The 15,265-nt window shown below is 70.4% G+C and carries 15 protein-coding genes; 6 read left to right on the top strand and 9 right to left on the bottom strand.

What is annotated here, in order from left to right; translation table 11 throughout:
* Positions 1 to 31: 31 nt before the first annotated feature.
* Complete coding sequence (locus QQA12_RS11220; protein ID WP_226049333.1) at positions 32 to 598, top strand: EF-hand domain-containing protein; 567 nt, start codon at positions 32 to 34, stop codon at positions 596 to 598.
* 81 nt (positions 599 to 679) lie between these two features.
* Here QQA12_RS11220 and QQA12_RS11215 read toward each other — a convergent pair whose 3' ends face one another.
* From QQA12_RS11215 to QQA12_RS11200, 4 genes are all read right to left on the bottom strand, one after another.
* Positions 680 to 1,888 carry a sigma-70 family RNA polymerase sigma factor gene (locus QQA12_RS11215; RefSeq protein WP_226049332.1) on the bottom strand — a complete coding sequence of 403 codons (1,209 nt, stop codon included), beginning with the start codon at positions 1,886 to 1,888 and terminating at the stop codon, positions 680 to 682.
* Positions 1,889 to 1,955: 67 nt separating this feature from the next.
* Positions 1,956 to 2,471, bottom strand: a complete 516-nt coding sequence (locus QQA12_RS11210) for a DUF2007 domain-containing protein (protein ID WP_226049331.1) — start codon at positions 2,469 to 2,471, stop codon at positions 1,956 to 1,958.
* A 2-nt stretch (positions 2,472 to 2,473) separates the two neighbouring features.
* Positions 2,474 to 3,370, bottom strand: a complete 897-nt coding sequence (gene tesB / locus QQA12_RS11205; protein WP_182334875.1) for an acyl-CoA thioesterase II — start codon at positions 3,368 to 3,370, stop codon at positions 2,474 to 2,476.
* A gap of 77 nt (positions 3,371 to 3,447) precedes the next feature.
* Positions 3,448 to 4,230, bottom strand: coding sequence for an enoyl-CoA hydratase/isomerase family protein (locus tag QQA12_RS11200; protein ID WP_056931426.1), 783 nt, complete (start codon positions 4,228 to 4,230; stop codon positions 3,448 to 3,450).
* A 38-nt stretch (positions 4,231 to 4,268) separates the two neighbouring features.
* On the opposite strand from QQA12_RS11200, the gene QQA12_RS11195 reads away from it, so the two are divergent.
* The 3 genes from QQA12_RS11195 to QQA12_RS11185 all read left to right on the top strand — a co-directional run bounded on the left by QQA12_RS11195 (position 4,269) and on the right by QQA12_RS11185 (position 6,776).
* The gene (locus tag QQA12_RS11195) at positions 4,269 to 4,709 is read left to right on the top strand and encodes a copper chaperone PCu(A)C (RefSeq protein ID WP_054666930.1); all 441 of its coding nucleotides are present in this window, start codon (positions 4,269 to 4,271) and stop codon (positions 4,707 to 4,709) included.
* A 158-nt stretch (positions 4,710 to 4,867) separates the two neighbouring features.
* Positions 4,868 to 6,271 carry a glutamate--tRNA ligase gene (gltX, locus tag QQA12_RS11190; protein WP_226049330.1) on the top strand — a complete coding sequence of 468 codons (1,404 nt, stop codon included), beginning with the start codon at positions 4,868 to 4,870 and terminating at the stop codon, positions 6,269 to 6,271.
* A gap of 16 nt (positions 6,272 to 6,287) precedes the next feature.
* Positions 6,288 to 6,776 carry a transcriptional repressor gene (locus QQA12_RS11185; RefSeq protein WP_056931428.1) on the top strand — a complete coding sequence of 163 codons (489 nt, stop codon included), beginning with the start codon at positions 6,288 to 6,290 and terminating at the stop codon, positions 6,774 to 6,776.
* 33 nt (positions 6,777 to 6,809) lie between these two features.
* Here the strand turns inward: QQA12_RS11185 and QQA12_RS11180 are convergent, their stop codons facing one another.
* The 5 genes from QQA12_RS11180 to QQA12_RS11160 all read right to left on the bottom strand — a co-directional run bounded on the left by QQA12_RS11180 (position 6,810) and on the right by QQA12_RS11160 (position 14,373).
* Complete coding sequence (locus QQA12_RS11180) at positions 6,810 to 8,510, bottom strand: amidohydrolase (RefSeq protein ID WP_056931429.1); 1,701 nt, start codon at positions 8,508 to 8,510, stop codon at positions 6,810 to 6,812.
* Positions 8,511 to 8,596: 86 nt separating this feature from the next.
* Positions 8,597 to 9,778 (bottom strand): HlyD family secretion protein, encoded by a 1,182-nt coding sequence (locus QQA12_RS11175; protein WP_226049329.1) that lies wholly within the window; start codon positions 9,776 to 9,778, stop codon positions 8,597 to 8,599.
* Positions 9,775 to 11,439 carry an MFS transporter gene (locus tag QQA12_RS11170; RefSeq protein ID WP_226049328.1) on the bottom strand — a complete coding sequence of 555 codons (1,665 nt, stop codon included), beginning with the start codon at positions 11,437 to 11,439 and terminating at the stop codon, positions 9,775 to 9,777. The genes QQA12_RS11175 and QQA12_RS11170 overlap by 4 nt, the downstream gene beginning before the upstream one ends.
* A complete protein-coding gene (locus QQA12_RS11165; protein ID WP_226049327.1) occupies positions 11,436 to 12,002 on the bottom strand; it encodes a TetR/AcrR family transcriptional regulator in 567 nt (188 codons plus the stop codon). The genes QQA12_RS11170 and QQA12_RS11165 overlap by 4 nt, the downstream gene beginning before the upstream one ends.
* A 166-nt stretch (positions 12,003 to 12,168) precedes the next feature.
* On the bottom strand, positions 12,169 to 14,373 hold the full coding sequence (locus tag QQA12_RS11160) for a TonB-dependent receptor (RefSeq protein WP_226049326.1): 2,205 nt from the start codon (positions 14,371 to 14,373) through the stop codon (positions 12,169 to 12,171).
* A gap of 131 nt (positions 14,374 to 14,504) precedes the next feature.
* Between QQA12_RS11160 and QQA12_RS11155 the strand changes: the two genes are divergently transcribed.
* A complete protein-coding gene (locus QQA12_RS11155; RefSeq protein ID WP_054666918.1) occupies positions 14,505 to 14,915 on the top strand; it encodes a MerC domain-containing protein in 411 nt (136 codons plus the stop codon).
* Positions 14,916 to 15,023: 108 nt separating this feature from the next.
* Positions 15,024 to 15,206, top strand: a complete 183-nt coding sequence (locus QQA12_RS11150) for a 30S ribosomal protein THX (protein ID WP_054666917.1) — start codon at positions 15,024 to 15,026, stop codon at positions 15,204 to 15,206.
* Positions 15,207 to 15,265: the final 59 nt, after the last annotated feature.

Here is a 15,265-nt window from a genome sequence, read left to right as displayed (position 1 = left end):
GCGCCCGATTTCCCACCACCGGAGCCAGACCATGACCCACCGCAAACCCCTGATCCTGCTGGCCGTACTGCTGGCCGCTTCCGCCACCGGCGCCACCCTGGCCGCCACCACGCCCACGCAGAAGCCGGGCCCGGCGCGGCTGGATGCCAACGGCGACGGCGCGATCGACCGCCAGGAAGCCGCCGCGCACCCGCGCCTGGCGCAGCGCTTCGACGAACTGGACGCGAACAAGGACGGCAGGCTGTCGCGCGAGGAGATGCCGCGCCGGCATGCCCGCGGCGGCGACGGCCACCGCGGCATCGGCGGCCACCCGCGCGGGCATGGCGGCCACGGTGTCATGCGGATGATGGACAGCGACCACGACGGCCGCGTCAGCAGCGCCGAGTACCAGGCCTTCTTCCAGCGCATGGACGTCAACAAGGACGGCTTCATCGACCAGGCCGACCGTGACGCGCGCGCCAAGCAGCGCCGCGAGGAATGGTTCCGCAATGCCGATACCGACAAGGACGGCAAGCTCAGCCCGGCCGAACTGGAGGCTGCCCGCGCCAAGATGGGCACGCGCGGTCCACGCCCGATGCAGGGGCCGGCGGCCAAGTAAGCCAGCGCCGATGAAACAGAGCCCCGCCATCGCGCGGGGCTCTGCTTTTACCGCCGGCCGCATTGGCCGCGGGCGCGGCGGTCAACGCGCGAGCAGCACGTACAGCACCGAGGCGACCACCAGCACGCTGGACACGGCCACCGCGCTGCGGCCGAACAGGCTGTTGTACAGGCGGGTGGGGCCGCTGCGGCCGTGGCGGGCGGCATCGCGGGCAAGCATCGGGCCCATGATCCGCGGCAGCGTGACCAGGTACTGGTAGTTGATCGCGCACATGCCCACCAGCAGCGTCGCCAGCGACACCACCAGCCCCAGGTGCAGCACCACCACCAGCAGCGTGCTCCCGCAGAACAGGGCGGCGGTGGCGGTGTGCAGGCGCATGAAGCGCTGTACCTGTGCGCGCTCGGCGGCCGATTCGGCGTAGTGCAGCAGGTACAACCCGCCCAGCCAGGCGGCCGCGGTGCCGCCGATGGTGGCGCCCAGGGCCAGGCCGAAGTTGAAGCCATCGGCCATCAGCGTGTTGGCCAGCATGCCGACGGAACCGCCCGCCGCACCGCCACCCACGGCGCTGGCGCCCATGCCGCCGGCGCCGAGTTTGCCCGCGCCGGCCAGGCCGGCGCTGCTGCCGATCACCACGGCACTGGCGGTGCCGGGCGCGGCCACCATCAGCAGCGAGCCGATGGTGGCGGCGAACGCGGTACCCGGTGCGCTGCTGCGTGCGAACTCGCCGAAGCGGCGCAGCATCTCCTCGCGCACGGTGGCGCGCGCGCGCGACAGGCGCTTGCGCACCGCCGAGTCGCTCAACCCCAGCAGCGCGGCGACCTGTTGCGAGCTCTGGCCCTCGCGGTAGAACAGCAGCAGTGCCTCGCGGCTGTCCTCGGGCAGGGCGGAGATGATCTCCTCGGCGACCAGCTCTTCCTCCACCCGCGCCATGGCCTCGGCGGCATCGGGACTAGGGTCGGCGGCCATGCCGATGGCGATCTCGGCCGCCTGGCCGCTGAGCGGGCGGTTGCGGTTGGCACGCAGCCAGTCGCGGGCGAGGTTGCGGGTGATCTGCCGCAGCCAGGGCAGGAAACTGGAGGGGTTGTTGAGCTGGTTGAGCTGCTGCCAGGCCTTGATGAAGGCTTCCTGTGCGATGTCCTCGCTGGCCTGCACGTCGCGGGTGATGGCCAGGGCGATGGCGGTCACCGTGTTCTGGCAGGCCACCACGATGCGCCCGTAGGACTGGGTGCAGCCGCCGCGGGCGGCGGGCAGTTCGCGGTGCAGCAGGGATTCGAGCGTGGCAGCGGTCATGGGCGGCTCCCGGTGGTCTGCAGCACAGGACGGAGCCCGCCGGCCGATGTGACTGCCCGCTTGCCGGTCAGGGTTTCGGCGGTGCCGGCGGCGTGGCCGGTGCCGGCTGGCTGGGCTGGATGCGCACGCGGAAGCCGTCCTCGCTGTCCCGGGCAGGCTGCACCTGCGGCGCGGGCGCCGGTGCAGGCGGCGGTGTGGCGCGGTGGCGCAGCATGATCACCAGGGCCACGCCGGCGATCACCACCAGCAGGGCGATGCGGATGCGCCAGGCCCAGCCGCGGCCGCCGGACTGTGCCGGTGTGTCGCGGAACGCGTAATCGGCGACCGGATGGTCACGGCGGGTGGTATCGAGCAGGCGGGCGTCGCGCAGGATTTCGCGGGCGCGTGGCTGGTCGTCGGCGCGCACCACCCACACCGTGGGCAGCTGGCTGTCGTCCTTCCTGTCCAGGTAACTGAACTGGCCGCGGCGCTTGCTGTGGTACGAGCGGCTGTTGGTGAGGCGGACCTCGATGCCGGCCTCGCGCAGCAGGTTGGCCACGCCTTCGGCGTTTTCCACGCGCTGGCTTGAGAAAATCTTGCGCATGCTTACTCCCCGCCGCCTTCGCCGGCCGCCGGCGCCACCCGGATCAGCCCTTCCTGCGCGGTGCTGGCCACCAGCACGCCCTGGCGGGTGAAGAACTGGCCCCGCGCCAGGCCGCGCGCATCCTGCGCGCTGGGGCTGTCGAGCGAGTACAGCAGCCAGTCGTCCACCCGGAACGGGCGGTGGAACCAGATGGCATGGTCGAGCGAGGCCATCTGCACGTGCGGCTGGTAGTAGCTGATGCCGTGCGGGAAGGTCGCGGTGCCCAGCAGGTGGAAATCCGAGGCGTAGGCCAGCAGCGCCTGGTGCAGTTCCGGCGCGTCGCCGACGCGTTCGTTCAGGCGCATCCAAACCTGGTGGTAGGGCGGGCGCTTGGGTGGATCGAGTTCGTCGCGCGGGTAGACATGGCGGAACTCGAACGGGCCGCCGCGCGAGAGCCAGCGCTGCACCTTCACCGGCAGCCGCTCCAGCACTTCCGGCGGCAGCGGGCGGTTGGGCTCGATGTCTTCGGGCTGCGGCACCTCGGGCATCTTGTGCTGGTGCTCGGCGCCGCGCTCGGCCTGCTGGAACGACGCCGCGCAGAAGAAGATCACCTTGCCGTGCTGGATCGCGGTAACCCGGCGCACCGAGAAGCTGCCGCCGTCGCGGGTACGGTCGACGTCGTAGATGATCGGGTGGTCGATGTTGCCGGCGCGCAGGAAATAGGCGTGCAGCGAGTGCACGTGGCGGCCGTTGTCGATGGTGGCCTGGGCGGCGGCCAGCGCCTGCCCCAGCACCTGCCCGCCGAACACGTACTTGGTGCCGATGTCGCGGCTCTGGCCCCGGAACAGGTTGTCCTCCAGCCGCTCCAGCGACAGCAGGTCGATCAGTTCGGGTACCACGGGGTCGGCATTGGGGAGCAAGACGGCGGGCCTGGGTTTCGACAGGCGGCGATTATAGCGGCCGGGGCCCGGTGGCCACGGGGTCGCCGGGCATGGCCTCAGGCCTTGCCCAGCTTCGCCGCCAATGCCTGCAGCGCCGCCTGGGCATCGGCCGAGTACCAGGCCTCGACGAAGCGTTCCAGCTGGATGTGCTGCGGCTGCATCGCCTCGTGCAGGTCGGTGCGGGCGATGGCGCGGGTCTGCAGCATCGGCTGCCGTGGCAGCTTCAGCTGCGCCTGCAGCCAGCCCAGCGCACGCGCGACCACGGCGTCGGCGCCGTCGGCCAGTTCGTCCACCAGCCCGATTTCCAGCGCGCGCTCGGCGCTGACCAGTTGCCCGCCCGCCAGCAGCACCCCGGCCCGGTGCGCACCGACCACGCGCCGCATCAGCCGCTGGATGCCTTCCGGCGCGACCAGTCCCACCTGCACCTCGTTCAGGCCGATCAGGTACGGCTTGGCCGGGTCGGCGCTGCGCGCCATCACCCGGTAATCGCAGCACAGTGCCAGCACGCAGCCGCCGGCCGGGGAGTGCCCGGTCAACGCGGCCACCACCGGGATGCGGCTGTCGGCCAGCGTGCGCGCGGCGCCGAAGAACGCCTGCCAGCTGTCCATCAGCCGCTGCCGGTCCTCGCCATGGCGCAGCAGGTAGGGCACGTCCATGCCGCCGGTGAAGACGCGCTCGCTGCCGGACAGCACCACGCCCTGCACGTCCTCGGCCATGGCCTGGTTCATCGCCGCGATGAGCGCGCGGCACAGCTCGGTATCCAGCGCGTTGACCGGCGGCCGTGCCAGCCGCAGTTCGCGGACGGGGCCGTGGTTGATCGTGTCGATGAGCGTTGTCATGCTGCGGCCTCGAATTACGGCAGGGAGTCGATGGTCCGATGATAACCAAACCATTCGCGTGCGTACTGTTGGCGGTCGCGGGCGTCGCCGCCAGCGCCGTGGCGCAGGCCGCGCCATCCCCGTGCGTGCGCCTGGACGGCGGCTGGATCCGCTTCCCGGCGATGGCGCACATGGCCGGAGGCTTCGGTCGCATCGACAACGCCTGCAAGGCGGACGTGGCGGTGACCGCGGTGCGCAGCCCGGCGTTCAAGGACGTGTCCCTGCACGAGACCACGCTGGTCGATGGCGTCAGCCGCATGCGCGCGATCGAACGCCTGCCGGTCGCGGCGGGCAAGGACGTGGAGCTCAAGCCCGGCGGCCTGCACCTGATGCTGATGGACGGCACCGGCCCGTTGCGCGAGGGCCAGCGCGTGCCGCTGTCGCTGGTCCTGTCCGATGGCACCGAGGTGCAGGGCGAACTGGTGGTGCGCAAGCCCTGAGCCGCCCGGCCGCAACGACCCCGGCGTGCCGGCCCGCGCACCCGCGCCAGGGGCGATCGGGTGGGTTGCCGCGTGTCCGCCATGGCCTGGCCGCGGTGGGAGCGGGGCTTGATGCGCCTTCGCGGTAAAATGCGCCGATTCCCACTTTCCCGCTCCTCATGACCGTCCGCACCCGCTTCGCTCCCAGTCCCACCGGCTACCTGCACATCGGTGGCGCCCGTACCGCGCTGTACTGCTGGCTGGAGGCCCGCCACCGCGGCGGCGAATTCGTGCTGCGCATCGAGGACACCGACCGCGAACGCAGCACCCAGGCGGCGATCGACGCGATCCTGGAAGCGATGGACTGGCTGGGCCTGGACTATGACGAAGGCCCGGTCTACCAGACCGACCGCGTGGCCCGCTACAAGGAAGTGGCCGAGCAGCTGATCGCCGCCGGCAAGGCCTACTACGCCTACGAGACCCGGGAAGAGCTCGATGCCATGCGCGAGGCCGCGATGGCCCGGCAGGAGAAGCCGCGCTACAACGGCGCCGCGCGCGACCTGGGCCTGCCGTTCAAGGACGACCCGAACCGCGTGATCCGCTTCAGGAACCCGCTCGACGGCAGCGTGGTGTTCGACGACCTGATCAAGGGCCGCATCGAGATCGCCAACAGCGAACTGGACGACATGGTGATCTTCCGTCCGGACGGCTACCCCACCTACAACTTCGCGGTGGTGGTGGACGACTGGGACATGGGCATCACCGAGGTCATCCGCGGCGACGACCACATCAACAACACCCCGCGCCAGATCAACCTGTACGAGGCCATCGGCGCGCCGGTGCCGAAGTTCGGGCACATGCCGATGATCCTCGACGAGCAGGGCGCCAAGCTGTCCAAGCGCACCGGCGCTGCCGACGTGATGCAGTACAAGGACGCCGGTTACCTGCCCGATGCGCTGCTGAGCTACCTGGCACGTCTGGGCTGGTCGCATGGCGACCAGGAGCTGTTCAGCCGCCAGGAGCTGATCGACCTGTTCGACGTGAAGAACTGCAATTCCAAGGCCTCGCGCCTGGACATGGCCAAGCTCGGCTGGGTCAACCAGCACTTCCTCAAGACCGAGGCGCCGGAGCGCATCGTGCCGCACCTGGTCTACCAGCTGGAAAAGCTGGGCCTGGACCTGGCCGCCGGCCCGGCGCCGGTGGACGTGGTCATCGCCCTGCGCGAGCGCGTGCAGACGCTTAAGGAAATGGCCGACAAGGCCGTGGTCTGGTACCAGCCGCTGACCGAGTACGACGAGGCGGCCGTGGCCAAGCACTTCAAGGCCGGCGCCGAACTGGCGCTGGGCAAGGCGCGCGAGCTGCTGGCGGCGCTGCCGCAGTGGACCGCCGAGAGCGTCGGCGTGGCCCTGCACGACACCGCCGCGGCGCTGGAGACCGGCATGGGCAAGGTCGCCCAGCCGCTGCGCGTGGCCATCACCGGCACCCAGGTCAGCCCTGACATCTCGCACACGGTGTACCTGGCCGGCCGCGACGAAGCCTTGAAACGCATCGACGCCGCACTCATCAAGGTCCCGAAGGGTTGATCCCGCCGAGGCAGACATGACCGGACACGAGCACAGCTGTACCGCCCCCCACCACCACGTCGACGACGCGGCGGACTTCATCGCGGTGGTCGAACGGGTGTGCCGCGAGCGCGGACTGCGGCTCACGCCGATCCGCGCCAACGTGCTGCGGCTGATCGCCGAAGCCGGCAAGCCGGTCAAGGCCTACGAACTGCTGGACTGGGTGCGCGAGGGCAAGGGCGTGGGCGCCGATGCCCCGCCCACGGTGTACCGCGCGCTGGATTTCCTGATGGCCAACGGCTTCGTCCACAAGCTGTCCTCGGTCAACTCCTTCGTCGCCTGCCACCATCCCAGCAGCAACCAGCATTCGGTGCCGTTCCTGATCTGCGACCGCTGCCACAGCGCGGTCGAGCTGGAGGACCGCGACATCGTCCGCCAGCTCGAAAACCGCGCCCGCGAACTGGGCTTCAAGCCGCAGGCGCAGACCCTGGAAGTGCACGGGTTGTGCGCCGACTGCGCGGGCTGAGCGCGTGGCAGCCGCGGGAGCCCGTCCCGCGCCTTATTTCCCCGCTTGCTCCGCAGCGTAGACGACCTCGCCGTCCTTGATCGTCTGCAGCACCTTGATGGTGTGCAGCCGGGCTGGCGCGATGGTCAGCGGATTGTCCGAGAGCACCACCAGGTCGGCGCGCTTGCCGGTTTCGATCGACCCCTTGCGGTCCTGCTCGGCGTACTGCCGCGCAGCCCACAGGGTGATGGATTTGAGCGCCTGCTCCGGCGTCACCCGCTGTTCCGGGCCGAGCACGCGACCGCTGCGGGTGGTGCGGTTGACCGTGGCGTCCAGCACCCGCATCGCATCGGGGAACACCACCGGCGCATCGTGGTGCGAGGTGAACACCATGCCCGCATCCAGTACCCAGCGCGTGGGCGAGATGTTCTCGGCGCGTTCCGGACCGAGCACCGAATCGCGGTGCCAGTCGCCCCAGTAATAGGTGTGCATCGGGAACAGCGAGGGGAAGATGCCCAGCCGGCGCAGTTCGCCCACCTGGTCGCGGCGCAGGGTCTGGCCGTGGATCAGCACCGGCATCAGCTGCCTGCCCGGGTGCGCGGCTTCGGCCGCGGCCACGGCGTGGATGAACTGGTCGATGGCGGCATCGCCGTTGGCATGCGCCAGCACCTGCCAGCCATGGTCCCAGGCCTTGCCGATCAGCTCGTTCGCCTGCGCGTCGGTGTAGGCGGGGTAGCCGGCGTAATCGGCCTTCTCGCCCGCGGGCACCTTGTAGTACGGCTGGCTCAGCCAGGCGGTCTTGCCCTGCGGCGAGCCATCCAGGCTGATCTTGACCCCGCCGATGCGGAAATGGTCGATGTAGTCGGGGCCGTAGTACGGGCCGCGCATGGCCGGGCTGTCCAGGGCCACGTGGATGTCGGGGTAGGCGACGACGTCGATCTTGAGCCTGCCGGCCTTGCCGGCCAGCGGCAGCATCGCCAGGGTGCCGGCATCGGTCTTGCCGTCCTGTGCGGTGGTGTAGCCGTACTTCATGTACAGCGCCTGGCCGGCCTCGAACATCGCCATGGCCTGTTCCAGGCTGAGCGTGGGCATCAGCCTGGCCAGGGCCAGGCTGTGCGCGCTCTCCTCGAGCACGCCGTCGGGAACGCGGCTGCCGGGCTCGCGGCGGATCACCCCGCCGGCGGGGTCGGGGGTGTCGGCGGTGATGCCGGCCTGTTCCAGCGCCTTGCTGTTGTAGGCCCCCAGGTGCCCGGACTGGTGCATCAGGATCACCGGGATGTCGGTGGCGATGGCATCCAGTTCGGTGCGCGTCGGGTGGCGCTTTTCCGCCAGCTGCGAGTCGTCGTAACCGAAGCCGATCAGTATCGGGCGGCCGCCGGGCACGGTGTCGGCGGCACGGTAGCCGCGCATGATCCGCTGCAGCGCGGGGATCGAATTGCCTTCGCCGTCGGGCGCGGGCAGCAGGTTGGCCGACAGCGCCTGCAGGCCGACGCCGGACACATGCCCGTGGCCGTCGATGAAGCCCGGGACCAGGGTATGGCCGTGCAGGTCCACCTGGCGCGCGTGCGGGCTGAAGGCGCGCGCGGCCTTGCGCGAGCCGACGAAGGCGATGTCGCCGTCGCGCACCACCACCGCCTCGGCCTGCGGCTGCCGGTCATCGAGGGTGACGATCGGTCCGCCCGAGTACAGCGTGTCCGCCGCAACGGCGGTGCCATGCAATGCCGCCAGGATCGGCAGGGCCAACAGCAGTTTCATGGGTGCGCTCCATAGCCACGGACGATGCGCGGAGCTTAGCGCGTGGCGTGCCAGCGCAAGGTGAGCGCGACGTTGCCGCGCGGGCGTCAGGGCCTGCCGCTGCCCATGCCGGGCGCGGCGGCCGTATCCACGTCCACCACCACCGACATGCCCGGGCGCAGGCGTGCGGCCAGTGGCTGGCCGGCGTCGATGGCGATGCGCACCGGCAGTCGCTGCACGACCTTGGTGAAGTTGCCGCTGGCGTTGTCCGGCTTGAGCACCGCGAACTCCGAGCCGGTGGCCGGGGCGATCTGCTCGACATGGCCGCGCAGGTGCTGGCCCTGGAACGCATCGACGCTGAAGGTCGCCGGCTGGCCGGTGGCCATCTTCCAGGTCTGGCCCTCCTTGAAGTTGGCCACCACCCAGGGGGCGTCCGGTACCAGGAACAGCAACTGGGTGCCGGCGGTGACGTACTGGCCCAGCCGCACCGAGGCCTCGGACAGCTGGCCATCGCGCGGGGCGCGGACCACGGTGTTGTCCAGGTCGATCCGCGCCAGCTCCAGCGCCGCCCGTGCACTGGCGACCCTGGCCTCCAGCCCCTGCCGCGCGACGCGCGTGGCGGTGAGGTTTTCCTCGGCGATGCGGATGGCCGCCTGCGACTGCGCCACGCCGGCGCTTGCCGCCTGCGCGCTGGCGCGCAGCTTGTCGCGGTCGCTGCTGGATACCAGCTGTTGTGCGGCCAGGGCCTCGTAGCGCTGCAGCTCTGTACCGGTGCGCTGCCGTTCGGCCTGGCCGGCCGCCAGGTTGGCCTGCGCCGAAGCGATCTGCGCGCGGTTCTGCGCCTGGCTCTGGACGGAGTTGGCCAGTTGCGCGCGTGCCTCGGCCAGCGCCGCCTCGGCCTGGTCGACCTTCTGCCGGTAGCTGCGGTCGTCGATGCGCAGCAACGGCTGGCCGCGCTTGACGCGGTCGAAGTCCCTGGCCAGCACCTCGGTGACATAGCCGCTGACCTGTGGCGCCAGCACCGTCACCTGCCCGCGCACGTAGGCGTCGTCGGTATGCACGTGGTCGCTGGTGAACGGCCATAGCTGCCAGGCGCGCAGGATCAGGGTCAGCCCGACCAGGGCGATGGCCACCATCACCACCACGCTGGTGCGGCTGGGAGTGTTGTATTTGGATATCGGCGCCAATGCCGATGCCGATGCCGATGCCGATGCCGCGGCGGCTTCGCCATCGCTGGCGTCGGTGATCTGCGCGTTGCCGCTGCCGGGGTTTTCCTGTGTGTTGCTCATGTCGGTCGCTTCGTCTGCAGCATCGCGGCCATGGCCGGCCGCATTGCTTTTCTTACGGTGGGGTTGCGGAACAGCACTTCCAGCAGCAGCCAGCCGAGGAAGCCGATCGCCAGCCAGCCGCTCAGCGCGAACACGTCGTTGAACGCGCGCACGTTGGCCTCGCGCCGCGCGGCCTGGGCCAGCGTCGCGGCCGCCTGCGCCTGGCGCTGCGCCGGGTCGGTGATGACACGGGCATAGCCCTGCTGCAGCGCCTGCAGGCGCTGGGCGACGACCGCATCGGCCGGATCCAGCTGGCTGGCCAACTGGCTGGAATACACGTGTTCGCGATGCAGCTGGTAGCTGCCCAGCAGGGCCGAGCCGGCCAGGCCGCCGAAGGTCTGGGTCAGCGACAGCACCACGATGAAGGACACGATGTGGTCCAGGCCGCGGGCCATGGCCTGGCGGATGCCCATCAGCATCAGCGGGCCCATGAACATGCCGCTGCCCACCGCGGCCAGGAACTGGCTCAGCGCGAAATCCATCGGCCGGTCCAGGCTGGTGCGGTGCTGGTCGAGGAAGGCCGCGCTGCCGAGCAGGATGATCGAAGCCAGCAGTTGCGGGATCAGTGCCTTCGGCCCGAAGGTCAGCGCACCGGCGGCGATGCCGACCAGCACGCCGAGCAGGATCACCGCGAACAGGGGCGCCATCTGCTCCGGGCCCATGCCCAGCGTGCGCATCATCGTGACCATGCCGTAGGACTGCTCGTTGGTCAGGAAGCGGATCAGGAACGCGCCGGCGATGAAGCGCAGCATCGTCGGCCCCATCAGCCAGCGGATCTGCAGCAGCGGGTTGCGGCGGTAGTGTTCGATCAGGAACGCCGCCAGCACCAGCACCGTCGCCGCGGCCAGCAGCGCGCCCAGCCATGGCGTGTCGAACCACCAGTGCAGGTAGCCCTGGCTGAGCACGATGACCAGCATCGCCAGCGCCGGTGCGAGGATGGCGAAGGTGACGAAGTCCAGTGGCTCGAACACCTTGATCTGGATGCCCGGCGGCAGCTTGAGGATCACCACCGCGGCGAACGCGCACAGCGCCAGCCCGGCCTCGAACAGGTACAGGTTGTGCCATTGGCCGTGGTCGAGCAGGCCCGGCGAGACCAGCCACGCCAGCGGCACCGCCAGCTGCGACAGGCTCATGCCGACCACCAGCAGGTTGCCCACGTAGCGGCGCGGCAGCGCCTGCAGCATGTACAGCGTGCCCAGGGTGGTGCAGGCGGCGCCGGCGAAACCGCTGGCCGCGCGCACCAGGAGCGTCGTCGCCAGCCCGCCCACGGCCAGGTGCAGCACCGCCAGCGCGGCGTAGATGCCCAGTCCCAGCTCCGCGAACAGGCGGATGCCGTATTCCTGGCGGAACTTGAACACCAGCAGGTTGGCGGTGACATTGACCATCACGTAGGCGGCCGCCAGCCAGTTGGCCTCGCCCGGCTGCAGGCCCATCTGCCCCTGGATCCACGGCAGGTTGGCGCTGAGCAGTGCATTTCCCAGTCCGCCGGTGATCGCCACCAGTACCGCCACCGCGGCGTAGGCCGCGCGCCGGTGCGGCGGATGCCAGGGCATCGACGCGGAGCCGGGCAGGGTGGGTTTTTCGTGTTCCTCCCAGTCCGGGATCGGCTTGAGCGGCTTCATCCGCCGGCGCCCCCGGTCGCGGTCAGCCCGGGGCGCAGCAGCTGCAGCGCGCGGGTGGCGAGGCGGGCGCGTTCGGCGCGGGTGCGCCCGCGCAGCGCGGCGCCAAGCATGCTCGATACCAGCGACAGGTCGGCCAGCTCCAGGTCGGGGCGGCACAGCCCGGCGGCACGGGCTCGCTGCAGGGCCGGTTCCATCAGCTTCAGCACGCGCAGGCGGGCGGCACGGATCGGCGGGTCGTTCTGGTCCACGGCGCGCCAGTAGTCGGCCAGCGCCGGCGAATGCACGATGCGCCTGGCCATGCCGTCGAGCAGTTCGAACAGGGCATCGTCGCGCTCGCCCAGTTCGGCCACGTGCGCCTGGATCTTTTCCAGCGTGCGCTGCAGCATCGCCTCGATCAGCGCGGCGCGGTCGGGGAAGTTGCGGTACAGGGTGGCGCGGCCGACGCCGGCGCGTTCCACCACCAGGTCCAGCGGCGCGGTGATGCCGTGCTCGCCGAACACGGCGTCGGCGGCGTCCAACAGCTGGGCGCGACGCGCGGCGGCATCGGAACGGATCGAGGTCATGCGCACATGATCCGGACAAAAATGTCCGCTTGCAATGAGCGCAGCGTGAAATGCAGTGTCCGGAAAAGCGGCCATTCATTCGTGCACCCGGGGGTGTTGCCGGGCGCCGGAAAAGTGGAAGGGGCCTTGCGGCCCCTTCCTCATGCAGTGGCGCTGCGGCGCGCGCTCAGAACCAGGCGCGGATGCCGAAGGCGACGCCGCGGCCGGGCAGCGGTGCGTAGTCGCGCAGCAGCGAGGTGTGCGGACGCGCCTGGCGGTTGCCCAGGTTGCTGCCATCCAGGAACACCTCGTAGCTGTTGCTGCCGTTGCGGTCCCAGCGGTACGCCAGGTGCGCATCGACCAGGGTGTAGCCGGCGCTGGGCGCCTCGTTCGGCGCGACGTCGCGCTGGCTGGCGTAGCGGACCGCGCCCAGCGAAGCGCGCCAGCCGTCGCGTGCCCAGCGCAGGTCGGCGCCGAGCCGTGCCGGCGCGATCCGCGGCAGGTAGCCGCCGTTGGCCAGGTCCACGCTGTAGTCGTGGCTGTGGTCGCCATGCGGCACGGCGATCTCGGCGCGGCGGCTGCCGTTGCCGTCCAGCTCGGCCTTGACGTAATCGCCGAACACGCGCAGGTCCCAGTCGCCGCTGTCGCCTTCGACCAGGTGGAACATGGCCTCGGCCTCGGCGCCCTTGAAGGTGGCGTCATGCTGGGTCCAGACCCGCACCGGCAGCCCCTGTTCCACCACGCCGGTGTCGGCCAGGTAGATGAAGTCCTTGAACCTGGTCTGGTAGATCGAGGCCGAGACGTCGATGCGGTCACTGTGCGCGTGCAGGCCCAGTTCCATGCGGTGGCCGCGCTCGGTGTCCAGGTTGGCGTCGCCGATCTCCAGCGAACGGGTGGCGATGTGCGCGCCGGCCGCATACAGCTCCTCGTTGGTGGGCGCGCGCTCGGAGCGGTCGACGCCGAAGCGCAGGTCGAAGTGGTCGTTGACCGTCCAGATGCCGGCGGCCGACAGGTTGGTGGCGCCGAAGTCGCGGTCGTGCGAGGCGCCCTCGGGGCTCAGCCTGACCCGGTCGTGGCGGCCGCCCAGTTCCAGCTTGAGCGGGCCGAACTGCTTTTCCTGCAGCACGAACAGGCCCAGGGTGCGGGTGCCGGTGCCGGGGACGAAGGCTTCCTCGCCCTGCGCGCCGAAGTCGCTGTCGCCGAACTGCAGGCCGAAGGCACCGTTCCAGCCGGCGAGCGGCTGCTGCACCGCTTCCACGCGACCCTCCACGCCCTTGTTGGTGAAGCGCGTGGACGGTGTGCCCGCTTCCAGCTCGGTGTGCTCGTAGTCGGTCCAGGCGGCGCGGACGGTGAGGCTCTGCAGGAACGGCAGCGGGTCGTACAGCCCGCCCTTCAGGTCGAAGCGGTTCTGCACCATGTCGATGCGCACGTCGTGTTCGCCCGGGTCCTCGTCGGCGTGGTCGTCATGGTCGTGGTCATGGTCGTCGCCGGCGTGGACATGGGCGCCGTTGGGAATGCCGTAGTTGCTGCGGTAGGTGCCCAGCGAGGCGCCGAGGAAACCGGACTCGCCCAGCCAGGTGGCGCCGACGCCGCCGGCGCGGGTGCGCATGGCACTGTTCTCCAGGCGGCCGCGCGGGCCCAGTTCGTCGCCGTGATCGGCGTGGTCGTCATGGTCGTCGTCCAGCGCGGCCGGGTCGATCGCCCGGCCGGGAATGCGGAAGTCATCGCCGTTGCGCACCAGCCCGTCGACGTGCAGCACCAGCTTGTCGCCGCTGACGCCGTCGAGCCGGAACATGCCGCTGCGCTCGTTGTTGACGCTGTTGCCGCGCAGTTCGGCGCGGCCGCTGAGCGGGCGCCCGGGCAGGTCGCGGGCGATGCGGCCGTCGACCACGTTGACCGCGCCTCCGATGGCGCCGCTGCCGAACAGCAGGGTCGCCGGGCCCTTCAGCACCTCGATCTGGTCGGCCAGGAACGGCTCGATGCTGGTGGCGTGGTCGGCACTGACGGTGGATGCGTCCATGTTGCCGACGCCGTTGGCGACCACTGCCACCCGCGGGCCTTCCTGCCCGCGGATGATCGGCCGGCCCACGCCGGGGCCGAAACTGCTGGTCTGCACGCCGGGCATGCGCGCGATGGTGTCGCCCAGGGTGGCGCCCTTGCGTGCATCCAGTTCCTCGCCGGTCAGTACGGCGACCGGGCGGGCGAGCGATTCGGCATCGCTCTGCAGCGGCGAGGCGGTGACCTTGACCGTGGACAGCTCGGTCAGGTGGTGGCTCTGCCCATCGGTATCGTCGGCGGCCTGGGCGGCGGCCGGAAGGGCAGCGACAAGCGCCACGGACAGGGCGTGGCGGGCGAGATGCGGAAAGCGGCGGGAAGGCAGGGGTCGGGTCATGGTGTTGTTACTTTGTATCAATTGGGGGGCGTGGGACGGCCGGGACGGGCGGAGAGAAACAGGGGGGCTCAAACGGGCTGGCGCATGATGTTATATTATTCCATAACGCGCCGCCGCCCCTGCTGGAAGTCATGCCACCGAAATCGTCCCGCCAGTTCCTCGACCGCTTCGGTGCCGCCGGTTCGCTGCTGTGCGCGGTCCACTGTGCGGCGCTGCCGGCCCTGCTGGCGCTGGCGCCGTCGCTGGGGCTGTCGTTCTGGCTGAGCGATGGGGTCGAGCAGGCGGTGGTGGTGTTCGTGACCTTCCTTGGCCTGTTCAGCCTGCTCTGGGGCTACCGCCGCCACCGCGCGCTGCGCGCGCTGGCGCTGCTGGTCCCGGGGCTGGTGCTGCTGTGGGCCGGGTTGCTGAATGCCGAACTGCACCACTCGCGCGTACCGCATGCGGTGGTGATGACCCTGGGCGGTGCGCTGGTGGGCCTGGCCCATCTGATGAACCTGCGCCTCAACCACCGCCACGTGCACGACGCCAGCTGCGCGCATTGAGGGGCGCATGTTAGGCTTCCACTTCACGCGCGGGGGCGCTGCTACAGCGGCCTCGCCGAACCCGTGTCAGTACGGGGCAATCTGATTTCACACTAAGGAGTTGACGACATGGGTAAGGGTGACCGTAAGACCGCCAAGGGCAAGCGCTACAACGCCAGCTACGGCAACGCGCGCTCGCATTCGGTGAGCAAGGTGGCCGTGGGCGCAGCTGCGCCGGTCGCCAAGAAGACTGTCGCCAAGGCCCCGGCCAAGAAGGCCGTGGCCAAGAAGACGGTGGCCAAGGCCGGTTGATCCCGGGCTGGCATCAGCGAAAAAGCGGCGCTTGCGCCGCTTTTTTTTGTCCGTGCGCA

The sequence above is a fragment of the Stenotrophomonas sp. 17(2023) genome (assembly GCF_030345315.1).
In the GTDB taxonomy this organism is placed as follows: Bacteria; Pseudomonadota; Gammaproteobacteria; order Xanthomonadales; family Xanthomonadaceae; genus Stenotrophomonas; species Stenotrophomonas acidaminiphila.
The sequence above is the reverse complement of the archived record's forward strand: the minus strand, read 5'-3'. Positions and strand labels throughout refer to the sequence as shown.

Coding starts and splice junctions, on each gene's coding strand:
- QQA12_RS11185 (WP_056931428.1), top strand. CDS start 6,288: ATGACCGGACACGAGCACAGCTGTACCGCCCCCCACCACCACGTCGAC.
- QQA12_RS11160 (WP_226049326.1), bottom strand. CDS start 14,373: ATGACCCGACCCCTGCCTTCCCGCCGCTTTCCGCATCTCGCCCGCCAC.
- QQA12_RS11165 (WP_226049327.1), bottom strand. CDS start 12,002: ATGACCTCGATCCGTTCCGATGCCGCCGCGCGTCGCGCCCAGCTGTTG.
- QQA12_RS11210 (WP_226049331.1), bottom strand. CDS start 2,471: ATGCGCAAGATTTTCTCAAGCCAGCGCGTGGAAAACGCCGAAGGCGTG.
- QQA12_RS11175 (WP_226049329.1), bottom strand. CDS start 9,778: ATGAGCAACACACAGGAAAACCCCGGCAGCGGCAACGCGCAGATCACC.
- QQA12_RS11155 (WP_054666918.1), top strand. CDS start 14,505: ATGCCACCGAAATCGTCCCGCCAGTTCCTCGACCGCTTCGGTGCCGCC.
- QQA12_RS11180 (WP_056931429.1), bottom strand. CDS start 8,510: ATGAAACTGCTGTTGGCCCTGCCGATCCTGGCGGCATTGCATGGCACC.
- QQA12_RS11195 (WP_054666930.1), top strand. CDS start 4,269: ATGATAACCAAACCATTCGCGTGCGTACTGTTGGCGGTCGCGGGCGTC.
- QQA12_RS11150 (WP_054666917.1), top strand. CDS start 15,024: ATGGGTAAGGGTGACCGTAAGACCGCCAAGGGCAAGCGCTACAACGCC.
- gltX (WP_226049330.1), top strand. CDS start 4,868: ATGACCGTCCGCACCCGCTTCGCTCCCAGTCCCACCGGCTACCTGCAC.
- QQA12_RS11215 (WP_226049332.1), bottom strand. CDS start 1,888: ATGACCGCTGCCACGCTCGAATCCCTGCTGCACCGCGAACTGCCCGCC.
- QQA12_RS11170 (WP_226049328.1), bottom strand. CDS start 11,439: ATGAAGCCGCTCAAGCCGATCCCGGACTGGGAGGAACACGAAAAACCC.
- QQA12_RS11200 (WP_056931426.1), bottom strand. CDS start 4,230: ATGACAACGCTCATCGACACGATCAACCACGGCCCCGTCCGCGAACTG.
- QQA12_RS11220 (WP_226049333.1), top strand. CDS start 32: ATGACCCACCGCAAACCCCTGATCCTGCTGGCCGTACTGCTGGCCGCT.